The sequence below is a fragment of the Candidatus Aminicenantes bacterium genome (assembly GCA_026393795.1).
Taxonomy (GTDB): Bacteria; Acidobacteriota; Aminicenantia; order UBA2199; family UBA2199; genus UBA2199.
Window position 1 is genome coordinate 1 of record JAPKZL010000179.1, and the last position, 17,317, is coordinate 17,317.

Sequence of the window (17,317 nt, forward strand, 5' to 3'; positions counted from 1 at the left end):
TCGAGGGCAACTTCCGTGCCGGCGACCGCGTGGCCCTGTTCGACGACGTCATCACCTCGGGCGGCTCGATCATCAAGGGGGCCGGGCAGGTCGAAGCCCAGGGCGGCAAGGTCGAGGTGGTCATGGCCGTGCTCGACCGCCCGGAGGGCGGCCGCGAAGCCATCGAGGCCCGCGGTTACCGTTTTCTTTCGATTTTTACCAAGCAGGATCTATCGTAACGACGGCGCGCCTTGTCCCGGCAAAAAGCTTGACTTGCCGGCCGACTGGCGCTACACTTTCGCTTTGTCACTCGACAGGAGAAACCAGCCATGATCGTCGTGGAAAATTTGACCAAAACGTTCCGCTTGAGCAAGGAACAGAAAAAGGAGAAAGTCGCACACGCCCGGGGCAATACGGTGGATGCCGTGGCCGACGTCAGCTTCAGCTGCAAGCCCGGACGCATTTTTTCCCTGCTTGGCCCCAATCGGTTTTCTGACCGGCTCGACCGGCCTTTATGAACGGCTGACGCCGACGGAAATGATCGACTACTACGGCCGCTTGCACGGCATGGAACCGGCGTCGCTCGCCAAGCGTAAAGGAGAACTTTTCCGTTTGCTGGGTATCGAGGAGTTCGCCGGCCGCCGCATCGGCAAGCTCTCATCGGGCATGAAGCAGAAGGTCTCGATCGCCCGTACCATGATCCACGATCCGCAGGTGCTGGTGTTCGATGAGCCGACGGTCGGATTGGACGTGATCACCGCCAAGAGTATCCTGCAATTGATCCGCCAGTGCCGCACGGACGGAAAGACCGTTATCTTTTCTACCCATATCATGGGCGAGGTGAGCCTGCTCAGCGACGATCTGGCCATCATCCACCGCGGGCGCCTGCTCTACAACGACACGTACGACGCCTACACGCGGGCGATGAAGGCGAAATCGCTCGAGGACGAATTCATCCGCCGCGTCGAGGAGGCGTAACATGAAGCTTTTAGCGATCATATTCAAAAAAGAGCTCCGTGATATGCTGCGCGACCGGCGTACGATTTTTTTCATGATCGTCATGCCTTTTCTGGTGATCTTCCTGATCTTCAATCTGTCGATGCGCCTGGGCATGGACATGGAAAAACGGGCTCAGGAAAAGGAATTGCGCGTGGCCGTATTTTCTGCAGAGCCGCTGCCGGACTTCAGCAAACTGCTGCTGGGCAGTGAAAAAGTGAAAATCGATACCACCGTGGATAAAAAGGAAATTGATCAGTCGGTGCGAAACGGCCGGCTCGATTTCGCCGTCTCATTCGCGGCAGATTTTTCAGAAACCGTCGACCGGGATGGAACCGGCGCTGTGCAGGTTTATTACAAGGCCTCCTCTTCGGAAAACGAAATGGCCCTGGAACGGATCCGCAAAGTCATGGAAAAGTACAAGCAGCAATTGCTGGAACGGCGGCTGCAGAAAAAAAGCCTGGCCGCCGCTTTTGTGGAACCGCTAAAAATTGTCGAGAAGGATGTTTCCACGATCCGGGAAAAAATGGGCCAGCGCCTCGGCGGCATGTTCCCTTATTTTTTCGTTATCTTCTGCTTCCTGGGCGCCATGTACCCGGCCATTGACCTGGCGGCCGGAGAGAAGGAACGCGGCACCATGGAGACGCTGCTGGTCTCGCCCGCCTCGCGCCTGCAGATCGTGGCGGGTAAATTCCTGGTGGTCACCGCTTCGGGCATATTTACCGCCCTGTCGTCGGTGCTCTGGCTGTACATTGTTTTCCGCCAGAGCCGGATGCTCCCCACGGAGGTTCTGGGCATGATCCTCAAACTGATCGAGTGGAAGTCGCTGTTGCTGCTCTTCTCGATGATCATCCCCCTTTGTGCCTTTTTCGCCGCCATTCTGCTCTCGGTTTCGGTTTTTGCCAAATCGTACAAGGAGGCCCAGAGCATCATCGCCCCCCTGAACATCATGATCATCATCCCCGTCCTCATCGGCATATTCCCGGGCATCAAATTGAATGCCATCACCGCCCTGATCCCCATCCTCAACATTTCGCTGGCCACCAAGGAGATCATCGCCGGCACGATTCCGCCGCTGTTTATGGCCGAGGTTTTCCTGGTCCTCTTCGCCCTGGCGGCCGTGGGACTGGTTTTCTGCACCCACTGGTTCAACCGCGAAGAGGTCATCTTCCGCGGCGTGTGAAGCTGCGGCTGCCATAAAAAAATCACTGCCCCCGATGGGAAAGACAAATCAAATCCGTCAGGATAAACGGATGATTTGTGCTGCCGATTATTGACATTTCAGATAATAATCCTTAAGATTCAAGCAAGAGTAAAAACAATTTTTATATAAGTTAGATAGGACAAAGGAGGTTATCATTAAAAAATTACTTTTGTTCGCCTTGCTTTTCCTCATTCTCTGTTTGCTTCCAATGAATACCTTTGCCCAAAAGCCCGGTGAAATTGTCTTCTCCAAAACGCTTATCGATCCTCAGAACCCGGTAGCGCTTACCACCCAGTTTAAATCCGGTGACAATATTTATGCGCTGGCTTTCCTTCAAAAGTCCATTTTGGGTATTCTCGTTTCCGAGCAGAAGAAGGTCGACGTGGAAGTGTTTTTGTATGAGCTTAAACCGCCCCTCTATTCATATCAACAGCCGAGTGAAATGCAATTGGAATCAAACACATTGGCGGTATCGGGCGACGCTCTGCAGAAGACATTTCTGCCCCTTGACATTGTGCCGGCAACATATGCCATGACCGCCTACGGCAGCCAGGACCTGGTGTATAAGAAATTTGGCAGCGAGTTTTATGGTCCCGTGGCATATGCCGCAGCCTTGAGCATACTCGAGCCCGGCGAGCACACCATCATCGTCAAGTTGAGCTGCAACTACAACTTCGTATCCGTAGGGAAGTTCGTGATCAAAGGAACCGATTACGCGGTGTACAGGAAGATGTCCAAGGATTTGAACGAATCCGCGTCCGGCGCCGGCACGAAAAACGCAGTGATGCCGAAAGCAGCACTTTCCGACAAGGGACTTGAAGCGGAAATGATCAACGCCTTCAAGAGCTCTCAAACCTACAAGGACAGAATCAAGGGGGAGGTTCTGCGGGTGGTGATCGTCGATCCCGATTGGATGATCCGCAGGAACGAACTTACCGGAATCATTTTGCACCGCTACATCAGGGCGGCGATTGCGGTTAAAAACAGCGACGGCACATGTACGGTATGGCCGCTGGTAACATTTCAACAAGACTACGTAGGGGACAAATTCCAGAAAACAAAATTCGACGGAGTCGGCGATCCATATAAAATTCCCTGTGAGAATGTCGGGAAGTAGAAAGAAATTTTAGAACGTACAACCATTTTTGCTAAAAATTCTTTCTTTTAATGATTTTCCATAAAAAAATTATTGGCGATTCATGCGTGCGATCTTGAAATAAAGGAATGCCATGAAGCGAATATGCGTGTTCTGCGGTTCGAGCCCGGGGGCTAGGCCCGAATATGTCCGGGCGGCGCGACAGGTGGGAACCTTCCTGGCCCAAAGAAAAATCGGCCTGGTCTTCGGCGGCGGCCGGGTCGGCATGATGGGCCAGCTGGCCCAGGCTGCCCTGGAAAATAAGGGTGAAGTTATCGGCGTGATCCCCAGGGGCCTTCACGAGCGCAAGGTGGCTTTCACCGGGCTCAGCGACCTGCGGGTGGTGGAAACCATGCACGAGCGCAAGGCGTTGATGGCCGAGCTTTCCGACGGCTTCATGGCCCTGCCGGGCGGACTGGGCACCCTGGAGGAACTGTTCGAGATCCTCACCTGGGCGCAGCTGGGGATGCATCGCAAGCCCTGCGGCCTGCTCAACGTGGCCGGCTTTTTCACCGCCTTGCTCGCATTCCTCGACCAGGTCACCGAGCAGGGTTTCATCGATACTCCCCACCGTTCCATGATCCTCTCCGCCGAGGATCCGGAAGAGCTGCTCCGGCAATTTGAATGCCACCAGCCGCCCGTTGCCGACAAGGCGGAATGGGCGCTGGGGTTGGGGAAGGGATAATCGCCGATCGGTTTTATCGCATAACCGCCGGGTAGGGAACGCAAATTTGCGTTCCCTACGGGAATTTTCCTGGTTATTTTCGCCCGTCCAATTCCGCGATGATCTCCAGCACCCGCGAATGGATGCGGCCGTTGGTGGCCAGGATGCCGCGGTTGTTGCGCAGGGTCCTGCCCGCGGAAAAATCCAGTTTTTTGCCGTCGATGTCGCTCACCCAGCCCCCGGCCTCTTCCACGATCAAACTGCCGGCGGCGTGGTCCCAGATCTTTTCGCGGTAGTGGGGAGTGGCAGGGTTGGGAATGCGCAGGTAGATTTCGGCGTCGCCTGCGGCCACGATGCCGTACTTGACCTGGCTGTCCATCTGCTCGGGAGGATGGACGATCTGCAGCAGCCGGGAAATTTCGAGCTGGGTGTCCTTGTCGCTGTGCGAGGACTCGTAGCTTTCGACGAATTTCATCTGGCGCGGATCGGTTTTAACCGAAGCGCGGATGGGTTCGGCGCTGCCGCCCCGGGCCGGGATCTTCCAGCTGCCCTTTCCGGAAATGGCCCAGAACAGCGTGCCGCCGGAACCTGGCGGCAGGTTCGGGCAGCCGAGGATGCCCAGGCGGACCTGGCCGTTCTGGATCAGCGCCAGGGCGATGGCGAACTGTTCACCGCGCAGGAAGCCCTTGGTGCCGTCGATGGGATCCAGCGTCCAAAAGGTCCCGTCGGGCTCCGCCCCGCCCAGGTCGATGCAGTCGCAGATCTCTTTTTCTTCCATGGGCGCGTCGTTATTTTTCAGGCAATGGATGATCTTGGCAAAAAGTTCCCGGTTTTCCGGCCTACGCAGCGCCAGCGAATCTTCTTCGCCCACGATCGGCATGCCGGGAAAATGGCAGCTGAGGACCTGGCAGATCAGGGCTTGTACGGCAAAATCGGCGATGGTCACCGGGCTGCGGTCGGATTTTGTCAGGGTGTCCCTGCCGGTCGCCTCCTTCTGGATGGTAGCGGCCATGGCCATGGCCGCGCCGACCGCCTGCAGGCTGATTTCTTTTTCTTTTTGCAGCATTGAATTTCCTAATTTATCTTGCGGCCGTGTACAAACAATGGCTAGACGCGGTCGAAATCGTCCTGAAAGCGGGTGATATCGTCTTCGCCCAGGTAGGCCCCGGTCTGCACTTCCACAAAAACCAGGTTTTCCTGGCCGGGATTTTCGATGCGGTGCTTGGCCTTTTCCGGGATGAACACCGCCTGGCGCGGTCCGAGGCGCATGGTATTTTCGTCCAGGGTGAACAGCGCCTGTCCCTGGATGATCACCCAGTTCTCGGCCCGGCGCTCATGGCTTTGCAGGGAGAGCCTTTTCCCGGGCTTGACCATGATGCGCTTGATCTTCAGCCGCTCCTCTTCGAAGAGGATCTCGAACCAGCCCCAGGGACGTTCTTCCTGGTAATTCATCGATTGTATTCCTTTTTGACAACGGCCAAGTCGGCGTTAACCATCATTTCGACCAGCTGGGCGAAATGGACTTTCGGCTTCCAACCCAGTATTTTTTTGGCTTTGCTAAAATCGCCGCGGAGCAGATCGACTTCGGCCGGCCGGATGAATTTCTTGTCCATGACCACGAAATCTCTGTAATCGAGGCCGACATGGGAAAAGGCGATCTCCACCAGTTCTTTGACCGAATGGGTCTCGCCGCTGGCGATGACGAAATCGTCGGCCTTGTCCTGCTGCAGCATCAGCCACATGGCCTCGACGTAGTCCAGGGCGTAACCCCAATCGCGTTTGGCTTCCAGGTTGCCCATGCGCAGTTCCTTGCTCAATCCCAACTTGATCTTGGCCACGTTGTAGGTCACCTTGCGGGTGACGAACTCGATGCCGCGCCGCGGCGACTCATGGTTGAAGAGGATGCCCGAAACGGCGAAAATATCATAGCTTTCCCGGTAGTTGACCGTGATCCAATGACCATAGACCTTGGCCACGCCGTAAGGGCTGCGCGGATGGAACGGGGTCAATTCGGTCTGGGGGATCTCCTTGACCAAGCCGAACATTTCCGATGACGAGGCCTGGTAGAAGCGGATGCGCGGGTTCACGGCGCGGATGGCTTCCAGCATGCGGGTGACGCCTATGGCCGTGAATTCGGCGGTCAGCACCGGTTGGTCCCACGAGGTGGGGACGAAACTCATGGCGGCGAGGTTATACACTTCTTCGGGCTGGACTTCTTCGATGATCTTGCTGATGGAATACTGGTCGAGCAGGTCGGCCTGCCTGATATGGATGCGGTCCTTGATGTGCTCGATGCGGTCGAACTTCTCCATGCTGGAGCGGCGGACCATGCCATAGACATCGTAGCCTTTTTCAAGCAGGAAATCGGCCAGATAGGAACCATCCTGCCCGGTGACCCCTGAAATCAGTGCTTTTTTGGCCATTTGTGCTCCTTTTAGTACCTTATAGCAAATTCTAAAATTTGTTAGTTTTTTAGAACAAATTTTGAATTTGTTATCTAAGGCTCTTATCCAGCGCAGCTGGGTTAGAAGGCCATTTTAGCCGAATTGGGCCGGAGTGTCAAATGTGCCGTCGCGGTGGACGGGGCGGCCGTGTGGTCGATTTTGGCGGGAATTTGCCAGTTAGCGGTGAAAATCCTATAATGGTCCTGGGGAATGCCCATGAAGCTTGATGATTATATCGAAATAATGCTGATCAAGGTCAAATTATCGCGGAAAAAGATGGATAAACAGGTGTTGAACTGGCTGCTGGAACTGCGGACGCTGCGCGGCCAGGTACGCCACCTGGATGATAAAAACAAACGCCTGAAAAAATTTGTTGAGGCGCGTTTGCGCCAGAGCGGGCGCGGCTGAGCTCGGCTCGCGGCCCCGGTCACAAGTTCTTTTTCAACTCCTCTTTCAATAGCGGGGCGATGACGAACAGATCGCCGACGATGCCGTAATCGGCTTTCTTGAAGATGGGCGCCTCGGGGTCCTTGTTGATGGCCACGATGACCTTCGAGGTTTTCATGCCGACGAAGTGCTGGATGGCTCCCGAGATGCCGCAGGCGACGTACAGCTTGGGGTTGACGACTTTTCCGGTTTGCCCGACCTGCATGTCGGCCGTGGCGTATTCGGCGTCGACCGCCGCTCGCGAAGCGCCGATCCCGGCCTTGAGCACCGCGGCCAAGTCTTCCAGGATGGCGAAATTCTCCTTGTTCTTCATGGCCCGGCCTCCCGAAACGATGATATCGGCCTCGGTCAGGTCGATTTTTTTGGCGGCGCTTTTCATTACCTGCACGATGCGCGTTTTCAACGGGGCGGCGTTGAACGGAAACGTCTTGACTTCGGGCTGGCCGTCGGCCGGGCCCTCTTCCACCGCGATGACGTTGGGCCTGACCGTGAACAAGGCCCTCCCGTCGTTCACCTGGTATTCGGCCAGCAGCTTGCCGGAATAAACCGGTTTGACGCATTTACGCGCGGCCAGATCAACGGCCAGGCAGTCGTTTACCAGGCTGGCCTTGGCCTTGGCGGCCAGGCGCGGGAACAGGTCCTTGCCCTGGGCTGAAAAAATGCCGCAAAAAACGTCGAGTTTGAACTCGGCGATGATGTCGGCCAGGGTCTGGGCGTAGCGGTCCGGCTGATAGGCCAGATCGGCGCCATTGACCTGGATAACGGTCTGAATGCCGCGCAGTTTCGGCAGGTAGGGTTGGACGTCGGAGCAAAAGACGACGGCATGGACGTTCTGGCCGCATTTCCTGGCCAGGCTGAGCAGCTCGCGGTTGGATTTCTTGAAAACGCCTTCCTTCAGTTCGATGTACAGTCCGATGTTGGCCATGTTCGCCTCCTAGAGTACCTTGGCTTCGTCGCGCAGAAGCCGTACCAGTTCCTTGACCGCGTCGGCCGGTTCGCCGGGGATGACACGACCCTGGGGCTTTTCGGCCGGGGCCGAGAGCTTGACCAGCTGGACCTTGTTCTGGCTTTCGCTGACGCCGATATCGTTCAAACTGACCTTTTTGATTTCGATTTTCTTAGCTTTCATAATGCCCATCATCGACGCGTAGCGCGGGGTGTTCAGGCCCTTGGCGGCCGCCACCAGGCAGGGTATGGACATCTCGATCATCTCCTTCGCCCCTTCGTCGATTTCGCGCTGGACCTTCGCCGTCTGGCCTTCGACGGCGAATGCCGTGACATTGGTGGCCGCCGGGATGCCCAGGTTCTCGGCCAGCAGGAGGTGCAGCTGGTAGGAGTCGTTGTCGATGGCCTGTTTGCCGGTAAAGATGATGCCGAAGGCGCTGTCGGCCTTGATGACCTCGGCCAGGGCCCGGGCCGTGGCCTGGTCGTCCAGGTAGACGTTGCTCTCGATCTGAACGGCCTTGTCAACGCCCATGGCCAGTGCCGAACGTAGGGCATTGTGCACCCGCTCGGGGCCCAGGCAAACGGCGGTCACCGTGGAACCGGGGGTCTTTTCCTTGAGCTTCAGCGCCTCCTCGATGGCGTATTCATCGTAGGGGCTGACTATCCATTTGATATTGGCTTCCTGGATGGATTTACCGTCCTTGACCAGAATGCTGGCTTCCGTATCGGGAACTTGCTTGAGGCAAACGTATATGTTCATTGCGACCTCCTGTGTGTGAAAAAAGGCTTTATTTACTGGATTGCTGCCGGAGAAAGACTATTTATAGCGTAAAAACGGGCAAAAGTCAATCGCTACAGGTGGATGAACACCCCGCCGCTGACCCGGGTGCGGTCGAAATCGGAGGCATGGATGAAGCGCAGGTCGAAGCGCAGGGAGAAGAGGGAGGTGAAAAAGTAGTGGAAACCGCCCCCGATCATGGCATAGAAACTGTAATCGCTGAAGTGGAAGTTGAGCTTGACGAATTCGCTTCCGACCCCCAGGAAGGCGTAGGGCGCGAAATTGCCGAACTTGGGCCGGAACTTGACCGCCGCGCTCAGGCTGTTCAGCCCCGATTCCTTGATGCGGTAGCCCTCGAATTCGAACTTGACCATGGGCACGATGGTCCCGGATCCGGCCGAGAGGCCGTAGAAGAAACTGGCCGGCTGGCTGATGGACCCGGCGATGAATCCGGCGTCGAATGCCAGCGCGGGCAGGGCCAGAAGCAGGTAGGCGGTCACGAGCAGGGTTTTTTTAATCACTGTTTTTACTCGCCTTTTGCAAGAGCAGCCTCCCGTAATAGTCGATTTCGGTCGCCTGCCAATCCTTGCGGATGTACAGGGAATAATCTTTCTGGAACAACGGGAATATGAATCCGTCATTGATGATGGCTTCGCTGATGCGGGCGACCTGCTCCATCAGCAAATCCTGCGAATTGCTGTACTTGACCTCGTCCAGCTCGCCGAGCATGCGCAAATACTTGGCGTTGAACTGATTGAAGCTCGATTCCTTGAGGATGCGGCTGAGCTTTTCTTCAATAGGAATCTTGCTCTGGAAGATCTTGTCGATCAGGATGTACTTGATGGCCGAGGAATTCAGGAAATTCATCATCTGGCTGTCGTCGATGAAAACCGTTTCGATTTTCAGGTTGCTGTCCTTCAGGAATGCCGTCATGTCCTTTTCCAGGTAGGAGAGCGAAGCCAGGATGTACAGCTTGATGTCCGAGGCTTTGAGGATCGACGCCGTCTTTTGCGTCGAAATGGTCTTGATCTGGATGGAAACCGGCGATTCCTCGTCGCTGGTCAGCGAGCGCAGCTCCCGGTACTTGGAACCGGAAGCCTCGTTGAATTTTTTCAGGAGCGAGTACAGGGCGAGTTTGGTGTTCTGGCCAACATCGCCCTGCAGGAAGCAAAGATAGATGTTCTGGGAGATCCCCGAATCGAACTCGCGGTAGTTCTCCTTGATCGACTTCGGATTGGAAAGAAACACGTCGGGGAGCGCGTCGTCGCCGAACATGACCCTGACCGAGTCCAGGAATGTCCTGCCGCCGGCGTAAAACGGGTTGGCTTTCAGGATCAGGGTGCTGCCTTTTTGCCATTCGTCGGGATAGAAAGGGCCGGAAAACGACTGCTCGCTCTCGGCCAGCACCACCAGATCGGGAACGGTCAGCATGGCCAGGATATCGGGGCAGTCATTGCGCAGCTCGATCACGGTTTGGTCGCCTTCCACGCGGATGTTCTTGATGATCCGGTTCAGTTTGCTGGCCGCGAAAAGGTTGGCCCCCAGGAACATTTTCAGGGACATCTGGATGTTCCTGGCGGTCAGCGGCTTGCCGTTGGAAAAACTGAGATTGTCCTTGACGGTCAGGGTCAGGACGCGGCTGCCGGTGTCGTAGCGGTAATCCTCGAACAGATGGGTCGTGATCGCGCCATCCTTCTGCAGGTAAAAGAAATTTTCATAGATCAGGGAATAGAGGATCAGGTTGGAATAATTGGCAGTGTTCAGGGTGAACGAGGTGGGCTCGTTGAGCTTGATGCTGATCTCGCCTCCGTAGTAGGGCTTGATGGCGAAGACCAGGCACAATGCCAGCAACTGGGTTAGAACCTTAAAATAAATTATCTGCATTTTTTTTGGAGATAATTTATTTTTATAGGTTCTTATCCGGCAAAGCTGGATCAGCAGTTTTCCGCTAGTCATTGCGCTTTCCCCAGAATTGCAAGACCGACCTGCCGTACTCGCCATCGTCCTGGGACAACCGACTGCACACCCAGAAGCCCTTGACCGCCCCCCAAACGCCGGCGCTGATGAACTGGATTTCGCCACCGATTTTTGCAATATACACCGGCCGTTGCCCGCCGGTCTTGATATCGTAGAAAAATATCTGGTCCGTCTGTCGCGAATAGTCGCTGACGGCCAGCCATTGGTCATCGTTGGCGGCCAGGCTGGCCCCGCGGCGATCGGCCTCGGGGGTCGTTTCGGCAAGGTCGCCGGTGAGCAGGTGGTAGCGGTAATCGCGATCGATCAGGTGAATGCCCTGCAGCTGTCCGTCCCGGGTTGAAAAATCGATGGCATAGGCCGGGAAGGCTTTTTTCTCGACGATTCCCGAAACGAGCGCGGGATCGCTGAAGGGCATGAAACAAATTTTGTCTCTGAAATAGTTTTTCCCCTCGTCGTAGCGGGCCCCCACCAGGTACGGATTGCCGTTGAAAACGAGCTGCTTGAAAGGTACGAAGCCGATCTTGGCGATTTCCTGCCACTGGTTGTCGCGGCTGGCCAGAACCTGGGCATAGGAGGAGAAATTGGCGCCAACGGTCAGGATCAAGCTCCCCTTGGCCGTGAAGGCAAGGAGTTTGCCCTGGGTGCTCAGCACCGGGTAGAACGGCCGGGTCAAGGTGAGCTTGCAGGTGGATTGTTTCTCCAGCCGCTCTCCCCTGGCCCGGTAGATGACGATTTCGTCCGGGTAGTACAAATAATATTCCGCTTGCCCGTCGGCGCCGCTGACGCTTTGGATATCCATCAGGTTTTTCCTGGTTTCAAACTCGGTCAGCTTTGAAAAGCCCAGTTCGGCGAACGCGAAACTCCTGACGTCTAGCAAGTCCATTTCACCCCGGCTCAGGTTTTTCTCCATGTACTTCAACGAGACGAGCTTGTCCTGCCAACGGGAGAACATGGCCAGGCCGAGACCGGTCTTGCTTTTATTCTGGATGAACCTCAGGTAGAGCAGGTAGTCGAGCTCCTGCACCTGGCTCAGGTTGAATTCGCCGCGGCCGTTGGCGAAATTGACCAGCAGGTCGGACATTTTGATGTTCGGGTCTCCCTCCAGGCGCGCCGTCAGCATCTGGTAAATCTTTTGCATGGCCAGGTCGCTCAACTCGGAATCATTCTCGAATTGCACGATGGCCACCCGCGCGTCGGCCTTGTTCTTGAAAAAAGCGCGCACATGGTCGGCAGCTTCCTGCACCAGCGCTTCGGCGTTTGCCTGGGGGAAAATGAAGCCGGCAGACAAAAAAAGAAACAACAACAGCGTACCTTTTTTCATGCCGTTTTCGCTTACTTTTTTTTTATGGTGAGTTTCAAATGGATGTTCACCTGGACGTCTCCGGTGCCTTTGCCGACATCGAGCGTCACCGGCAGGTCGATATGGCGGATGGTCGACTTGGCCTTGGCCTTCGCCAAGCGCTCGCCGGTGTCTTCGTCGTCGGTGATGAGGGCGGAGATATTGACGGCGTCGGTGTCCTTGCGTTCCTCTTCGGCAAAGTCGTGTTCCGGGATATCGATGTCGGATTTTTCGTTCTTGATTTCCTGGGCTTCTTCCAGGTTGAATATGTCATCAACGGCTTCGGGCTGGAGGGAGTCCTCGGCATCGACCATGGGCGAGGACAACTCGAAAATTTCCTCCTTGTCGGTGTCGCCGGCCTTTACCTCCTCGTCCGCATCGGTGAGAACCACCTTGTTTTCTCCCGGCTGGGGGGTGGAGGAGGTGATCTCCTCCCGGGAAAACATGATCGTCTTGTCCTTTTGAAAGATAGACAGCTGGTTCTTCAGGTGGATGATGACCAGCTTGATGATGGCGTACAAGCCTTCCAGGACGTTTTCGCCGCTGGTGGCTACGGTGGGGAAAAAAGATTTGTTGTCCGGGTTCAAATCCTTGTTCAGGGAATTGATCGGCAGGATCTCCTTCAAATCTCTTTTGTTGAAGTGAAAGATCAGCGGTATCTTGTCATATTGCAGGTTGTTCAGCTTGAGATTCTTTTTCAAATTGGTCAGGCTTTCGATATTCTGCTCGCGCACCACCACCTGGGAATCGGCGATGAAAACCACGCCGTCGGCTCCCTGCAGCACGAGCTTGCGGGTCGTGTCATAGGCGACCTGGCCCGGGACGGTGTACAGCTGGATTTTGATGGAATAATTCCCCAGTTTGCCGATCTCCAGGGGGAGAAAATCGAAGAACAGGGTGCGGTCGCCGTCCGTGTCCAGGGTGATCAGCTTGCCTTTGTTTTCGATCTCATCGCAATTGAAGATGTAACGCAGGCAGGTGGTTTTACCGCTTAACGCCGGTCCGTAGTAGACGATCTTGGCGGTGATTTCCTTGTTGTTGTAATTAACAAAGGCCATTAGAACGGATCCTCATCCTCGAAGCTGCGGTCGTCTCCTTCCGGAGCGGCCGCGAAGGGGGGCAGGCCACCGTCGGTGCTGTCGGGGAAGGAGTTTCTGCCGGCATTTCCCGATGGATACGGCGCCCCGGCACCCCCGGCGCCCTGGTCTTTGCGCCGATCCAGGATGGTTATATTGTCGGCTTGGATCTCGGTGGTCGATCGGTCTTGACCGTTCTTATCCTGCCATTTGCGCGTGCGGATGCTGCCTTCGACCAGCACCAGATCGCCTTTACCCAAGCTTTTTTCAACTTTTTGGGCTAGAGCTCTCCAGGCGACGATGTTGTGCCACTCCGTCGGCAGGTCCTTCCAGGCGTTGCTGTTCTTGTCAAAATATCCTTCGTTGGTGGCCAGGGAGAACTTGGCCAACTGCTGACCGCTTTTAGGCATAACCGTGACCTCTGGGTCCTTCCCTGCCCGGCCGACCAGGATGACGCGATTCAAGCTGCGAACTTGGCTCATGTTATTCGCTGAACTCCTTGATTTTTTGCTGGGCCAAAGACGATTCCTCGGACAACGGGAAGCGCGAGATCAGGTCCTTGAGAATGGCGATGCCTTCGCTTTGCCGGCCCATTTCCAGCAGCGCGTAGCCCTTTTTCAGGATAGCGGCCGGCGCCTTGTCGCCGTCCCGGTACTTGTTGAGCAGTTCGTTGAAGGTGTTGATGGCGTCCTGGTATTTCTTCTTGGCATAGTAGCATTCGCCGATCCAGTACAGGGAATTGTCGGCCAGGCCGCTTTCGGGGAAATTGCGGATGAACTGCCTGAAACCCTCGATGGCCAGGTCGAAGTTCTCTTTGATGTAGTCGGAATAGGCGGCGTAATAGATGCTTGAAGGGTCCTGGCTGATGGACGGCTCGGCGGTCCTGATGCCGCCGCCGGCGACATTGTCGGGGGCGCCCGCCGTGACGCCTCCGGGCCCGGCGGGGATGTTCATGATCCTGTCGTTTATCTTGCTCAATGAGTTCTTTATGTCGTTCAATTCTTCCTTGAAAAACTGCATGCTGAGCATCAGGTCTTCCCGGTTCTGGGCCATGTCGGCCTGACTGCGCGACATGGCGCCGATGCGCTCGTCACTGATGTTCGATTTCTTGGCCAAGCCGGCCAGCTCGGCGGCCATGGCGTCGACTTTCGCATCCAGGGCGGCGATGGTATCGGCCAACTTCTGGATTTCGTCCAGGATCATCTTGGTGTCTTTTTTCACCGCCGCCAGGGGCAGGGAACTGAGCAGCAGGACGATCAGTGCCGCCAGGGGGACCTTTGGCTTCATGCGGGTTATTTCTTGGTGATGACGAATTCAGCGCGGCGGTTCTGGAAATAGGTCGCCTCGTCCACGCCCTGAACCAGGGGCTTGCTTTTGCCGTAGGAGACGATCTTGATGTTGGCGGCGTTGACGCCCAGCGAAGCCAGGTAATTCTTGGCCGCTTCGGCTCTTTTTTCGCCGAGGGCGATGTTGTACTCGATGGTCCCGCGTTCGTCGCAATGGCCTTCGACCAGGACATTCACGCTGGCAAACTTGAGCATCCAGTTGGCATTGTCCTGCAGGATGGGCTTCATGTCATCCCTGATCTGGTATTTGTCAAAATCAAAGTTGATTTTTTTCAAAATCTGGTCCTTGTTCAGGTCTTCGATGGTTTTCTGCTGGAAGAGTTCCTCGTCGCTCAGGACCGGTTTTTCGACCTGGGTGACGGGCTCTTCCACTTTTTCAACTACTGGCTGAACGGGGGCAACCTTGGCGGCTTTCTTTCCGCAGGCATTGAACAGAACGACGAGAGACAGAACGACAAACAGAACTCCTAGTTTTTTCATAGATCCTCCTTAAATTTAGTCACCGCAAATATATATTATATTCATCGCGCTTTGTCAAATTTTTTTTATCTGAAGGTTATTTATACAGTTTTTGCCACTTGGGCATCTTGTTTTCCCCGGCCGAGGTGATCTGGCGGATGTTGCGGCCGTCGTAATCCATCAAATACAGCTGGTATTTGCCGCTGCGGTTGGAGGAAAAAACCAGGTGCCGGCCGTCCGGGGACCAGGAAGGGTTCTCGTTGCGCCCGGCGTTTTCGGTTAGTTTGCTTATTTCGTTGCTTTTCAGGTTGAAGACGTAGATGTCGAAGCGGTTCTCGATGCGCGACACGAAAGCCAGCCGCATGCCGTCCGGGGACCAGGTCGACGAGTCATGGTAGGAGCCCTCGGTGGTGATGCGGCGGATGTTGCTGCCTTCGGCATCCATGATGTATATCTGCGGGGTGCCGCTGCGCTGGGAAGTGAAGGCGATCTCCCGGCCGTTGGGGCTCCAGCAGGGAGTGGTGTCGATGGCCGGGTTGAAGGTCAGCTGCTTTTCCTTGCCGGTTTTCATGTCCTTGAGAAAGATCTCGGCATTCCCGTTCTTCGACGAGGTAAAAACGATCTGATCGGCCACGGGCGACCAGTCGGCCGCGTAGTTGCTGCCGCCGCTGGAGAGCAGCTCGGTTTTTCCCGTGTAGATATCGAACATGAAGAGCTCGGGACTCAAGTTGCGGTAGGAGGTGTACAGGATCTTTTCGTTGTCGGCGCTCCAGGAGGGCAGCATGTCCAACGCGTTGCTGTAGGTGATGCGCGTCGGCCGGGAGCCGTCGTAGTCCATGATATAAATGTCCCGGTCTTTGCCCGACTCGAAAACATAGACGATTTTGGAAGTGAACAGGGGCTTTTCACCGAAATGCTTCATCATCTCATCGGCGACCCGGTGGGCGATCATGCGGCCGAGGTCTTTTTTGCCGCCGTAATTCCTGCCGAAAATGAAGCGGGCGCTGTTGACCTCGTATACCTTGAGGGAGAAAATGATCCGCTCGTCGGCCGTCATCTCCAGTTGGCCGGAAATGAGGATGTTGGCCTGGATGGACGCCCAGTCCTTGAAATTGATGGCGTTGGCATCGAAACGGGAGATGTAGGAGTAATGTTCGCGCGGCACCAGCTTGAAGACCCGGGAATATTCGAGATCGCGCCAAAGAGTTTCATAGATCAGGCTCTTGATCTCGTTGTTGGGCAGCGATGCCTCCGTGAACTGGAAGTCGGGCAGGGCCACCGGGATCATGGGCATTCCCTCTTTGATGCGGATGGTAATCTCCTCCTGGCCGCTGACAAGCGTGCTGGCGAGGAGAACCAGGGCGGCGAGGATGATGAATTTGCGTTTCATTATTTCTCCCATTCAAATTCGAAATGGACGACCAGGTATTGCGAAGGGAAATCGGGGGGCAGGGGGGCAAACGGCGCGGCATTCTCGACCGCTCGGCGGGCCGACAGGTCGAGGGAGTCGATGCCGCTGGAATTTTCCAGACGCAGGCCGCCGATGGCGCCGTCGCGGTGAACGACGAAATACACCCCGGCGACGTATTTCCCCTTCAGCCCGGGTGCGACCAGGGAGCTATACCAGGAGGAAGAGATGCGGCCGCGCAGAAGGTCGACATAATAGGCGTAGGGGAAAAAACCGCCGCCAATGCCCGAACCGTATCCGCCGCCGCTGCCATCGCCGCTGCCGCCGCTGGAGATTCCGGTCTTCAGACCGCCTTCGCCGCTGCTTCCCCGGACCGGGGTCTCGATTTTGCTCAGCGTCCGGTCCCGGCGAATGACCGAGATCATTTTTTCCGCTTCGGCTTTTTTCCGGCCTTCGCGGTCCGGATAGCGCAGCGAGGACTGGAACTTGCTTTCCACGGTCAGGTTCTTGACGCTGCCGCCGCCTTCAACCAGGGTGGCCTCGGGAGCCGCTTCCGGCTGCGCCGGGAGCAAGGAATTCCCTTTGCCGCTTCCCTGGCCGTTGCTGCCGTCGCCGCCCCCGCCACCGTTGCCGCCGCCGCCGCCACCGTTGCCGCCGCCCCCGCCGAGACTCACCAGGTCGACGTAGTAGGTCATACCGCTGCTCTTGGGGGCGGGCTGGACGACGAAAAGCGCCGCCAGGGAAAGGTGCAGGCCGAGGGAAATGAGCAGCGTGGCTTTGAACTTCATTGGCGCGGCTTGGGCTCGACGATCATGCCGACCGTATCGACGCCGGCGTTCTTGACGATATCCATCACTTCGATGATATACCCGTAGGTCAGGCTCTTGTCGGCTTTGAGAAAAACAACCTTTTTTTCACGGTTGTAAAAATAGCTTTTCAGGCGCGAGTCCAGGAAATACAGGTTGACGATCTGGTCGTTGATGTACACGTAGCGGTCCTTGGTCAGGGTCAGGACCAGGCCTTCCGGGCTCGGATTGTTGCGGCTTTCGGCCGTGGGCAGCTTGACGGTGATCCCCGTCTGCATCATCGGGGCCGTGACCATGAAGATGATCAGCAGCAC

Annotated in this window: 21 protein-coding genes and 1 pseudogene; 7 read left to right on the forward strand and 15 right to left on the reverse strand. The window is 56.1% G+C overall.

What is annotated here, in order from left to right; all coding sequences use genetic code 11:
* The 6 genes from NTW95_08445 to NTW95_08470 form a co-directional block, all read left to right on the forward strand.
* The coding region (locus tag NTW95_08445) for an orotate phosphoribosyltransferase (protein ID MCX6557439.1) at nucleotides 1–218 on the forward strand (218 nt) is incomplete at its 5' end.
* 90 nt (nucleotides 219–308) lie between these two features.
* On the forward strand, nucleotides 309–497 hold the full coding sequence (locus tag NTW95_08450; GenBank protein ID MCX6557440.1) for a hypothetical protein: 189 nt from the start codon (nucleotides 309–311) through the stop codon (nucleotides 495–497).
* Complete coding sequence (locus tag NTW95_08455) at nucleotides 454–957, forward strand: ATP-binding cassette domain-containing protein (protein MCX6557441.1); 504 nt, start codon at nucleotides 454–456, stop codon at nucleotides 955–957. Before NTW95_08450 ends, NTW95_08455 begins: the two co-directional genes overlap by 44 nt.
* Nucleotide 958: 1 nt before the next feature.
* Nucleotides 959–2,158, forward strand: a complete 1,200-nt coding sequence (locus tag NTW95_08460; GenBank protein MCX6557442.1) for an ABC transporter permease — start codon at nucleotides 959–961, stop codon at nucleotides 2,156–2,158.
* A 229-nt stretch (nucleotides 2,159–2,387) separates the two neighbouring features.
* Nucleotides 2,388–3,296: a hypothetical protein gene (locus NTW95_08465; protein ID MCX6557443.1), complete on the forward strand. Its 909-nt coding sequence runs from the start codon at nucleotides 2,388–2,390 to the stop codon at nucleotides 3,294–3,296.
* Nucleotides 3,297–3,408: 112 nt separating this feature from the next.
* Complete coding sequence (locus NTW95_08470) at nucleotides 3,409–3,999, forward strand: TIGR00730 family Rossman fold protein (GenBank protein MCX6557444.1); 591 nt, start codon at nucleotides 3,409–3,411, stop codon at nucleotides 3,997–3,999.
* Between the two features lie 73 nt (nucleotides 4,000–4,072).
* Here NTW95_08470 and NTW95_08475 read toward each other — a convergent pair whose 3' ends face one another.
* The 3 genes from NTW95_08475 to gmd are packed head-to-tail and all read right to left on the reverse strand — an operon-like array spanning nucleotide 4,073 to nucleotide 6,401.
* Nucleotides 4,073–5,044 (reverse strand): 3'(2'),5'-bisphosphate nucleotidase, encoded by a 972-nt coding sequence (locus NTW95_08475; GenBank protein MCX6557445.1) that lies wholly within the window; start codon nucleotides 5,042–5,044, stop codon nucleotides 4,073–4,075.
* A 41-nt stretch (nucleotides 5,045–5,085) separates the two neighbouring features.
* A complete protein-coding gene (locus tag NTW95_08480) occupies nucleotides 5,086–5,430 on the reverse strand; it encodes a phosphomannose isomerase type II C-terminal cupin domain (protein MCX6557446.1) in 345 nt (114 codons plus the stop codon).
* Nucleotides 5,427–6,401 carry a GDP-mannose 4,6-dehydratase gene (gmd, locus tag NTW95_08485; protein MCX6557447.1) on the reverse strand — a complete coding sequence of 325 codons (975 nt, stop codon included), beginning with the start codon at nucleotides 6,399–6,401 and terminating at the stop codon, nucleotides 5,427–5,429. Before gmd ends, NTW95_08480 begins: the two co-directional genes overlap by 4 nt.
* Nucleotides 6,402–6,638: 237 nt before the next feature.
* Between gmd and NTW95_08490 the strand changes: the two genes are divergently transcribed.
* The gene (locus NTW95_08490; protein MCX6557448.1) at nucleotides 6,639–6,830 is read left to right on the forward strand and encodes a hypothetical protein; all 192 of its coding nucleotides are present in this window, start codon (nucleotides 6,639–6,641) and stop codon (nucleotides 6,828–6,830) included.
* Between the two features lie 19 nt (nucleotides 6,831–6,849).
* On the opposite strand, the gene NTW95_08495 is transcribed toward NTW95_08490, so the two are convergent.
* The 12 genes and pseudogenes from NTW95_08495 to NTW95_08550 form a co-directional block, all read right to left on the reverse strand.
* Nucleotides 6,850–7,794, reverse strand: a complete 945-nt coding sequence (locus NTW95_08495; protein MCX6557449.1) for an electron transfer flavoprotein subunit alpha/FixB family protein — start codon at nucleotides 7,792–7,794, stop codon at nucleotides 6,850–6,852.
* A 9-nt stretch (nucleotides 7,795–7,803) separates the two neighbouring features.
* A complete protein-coding gene (locus NTW95_08500) occupies nucleotides 7,804–8,574 on the reverse strand; it encodes an electron transfer flavoprotein subunit beta/FixA family protein (GenBank protein MCX6557450.1) in 771 nt (256 codons plus the stop codon).
* Between the two features lie 92 nt (nucleotides 8,575–8,666).
* Nucleotides 8,667–9,113, reverse strand: a complete 447-nt coding sequence (locus tag NTW95_08505) for a hypothetical protein (protein MCX6557451.1) — start codon at nucleotides 9,111–9,113, stop codon at nucleotides 8,667–8,669.
* On the reverse strand, nucleotides 9,106–10,476 hold the full coding sequence (locus NTW95_08510; GenBank protein MCX6557452.1) for an ABC transporter substrate-binding protein: 1,371 nt from the start codon (nucleotides 10,474–10,476) through the stop codon (nucleotides 9,106–9,108). The genes NTW95_08505 and NTW95_08510 overlap by 8 nt, the downstream gene beginning before the upstream one ends.
* A 64-nt stretch (nucleotides 10,477–10,540) precedes the next feature.
* Nucleotides 10,541–11,890 (reverse strand): hypothetical protein, encoded by a 1,350-nt coding sequence (locus tag NTW95_08515; GenBank protein MCX6557453.1) that lies wholly within the window; start codon nucleotides 11,888–11,890, stop codon nucleotides 10,541–10,543.
* Nucleotides 11,891–12,390: 500 nt separating this feature from the next.
* Nucleotides 12,391–12,966 (reverse strand): annotated as a pseudogene (locus NTW95_08520) (GTPase domain-containing protein).
* Nucleotides 12,966–13,466, reverse strand: coding sequence for a single-stranded DNA-binding protein (gene ssb / locus NTW95_08525; GenBank protein ID MCX6557454.1), 501 nt, complete (start codon nucleotides 13,464–13,466; stop codon nucleotides 12,966–12,968). The pseudogene NTW95_08520 and the gene ssb overlap by 1 nt, the downstream one beginning before the upstream one ends.
* A 1-nt stretch (nucleotide 13,467) precedes the next feature.
* Nucleotides 13,468–14,271: a tol-pal system protein YbgF gene (gene ybgF, locus NTW95_08530; protein MCX6557455.1), complete on the reverse strand. Its 804-nt coding sequence runs from the start codon at nucleotides 14,269–14,271 to the stop codon at nucleotides 13,468–13,470.
* A gap of 5 nt (nucleotides 14,272–14,276) precedes the next feature.
* A complete protein-coding gene (gene pal, locus NTW95_08535; GenBank protein MCX6557456.1) occupies nucleotides 14,277–14,810 on the reverse strand; it encodes a peptidoglycan-associated lipoprotein Pal in 534 nt (177 codons plus the stop codon).
* A gap of 76 nt (nucleotides 14,811–14,886) precedes the next feature.
* On the reverse strand, nucleotides 14,887–16,179 hold the full coding sequence (gene tolB, locus NTW95_08540) for a Tol-Pal system beta propeller repeat protein TolB (GenBank protein MCX6557457.1): 1,293 nt from the start codon (nucleotides 16,177–16,179) through the stop codon (nucleotides 14,887–14,889).
* The gene (locus NTW95_08545) at nucleotides 16,179–16,985 is read right to left on the reverse strand and encodes a TonB family protein (protein ID MCX6557458.1); all 807 of its coding nucleotides are present in this window, start codon (nucleotides 16,983–16,985) and stop codon (nucleotides 16,179–16,181) included. The genes tolB and NTW95_08545 overlap by 1 nt, the downstream gene beginning before the upstream one ends.
* Nucleotides 16,982–17,317 (reverse strand): biopolymer transporter ExbD (locus NTW95_08550; protein ID MCX6557459.1); only part of this gene is annotated, 336 nt, incomplete at its 5' end. The genes NTW95_08545 and NTW95_08550, both read right to left, overlap by 4 nt.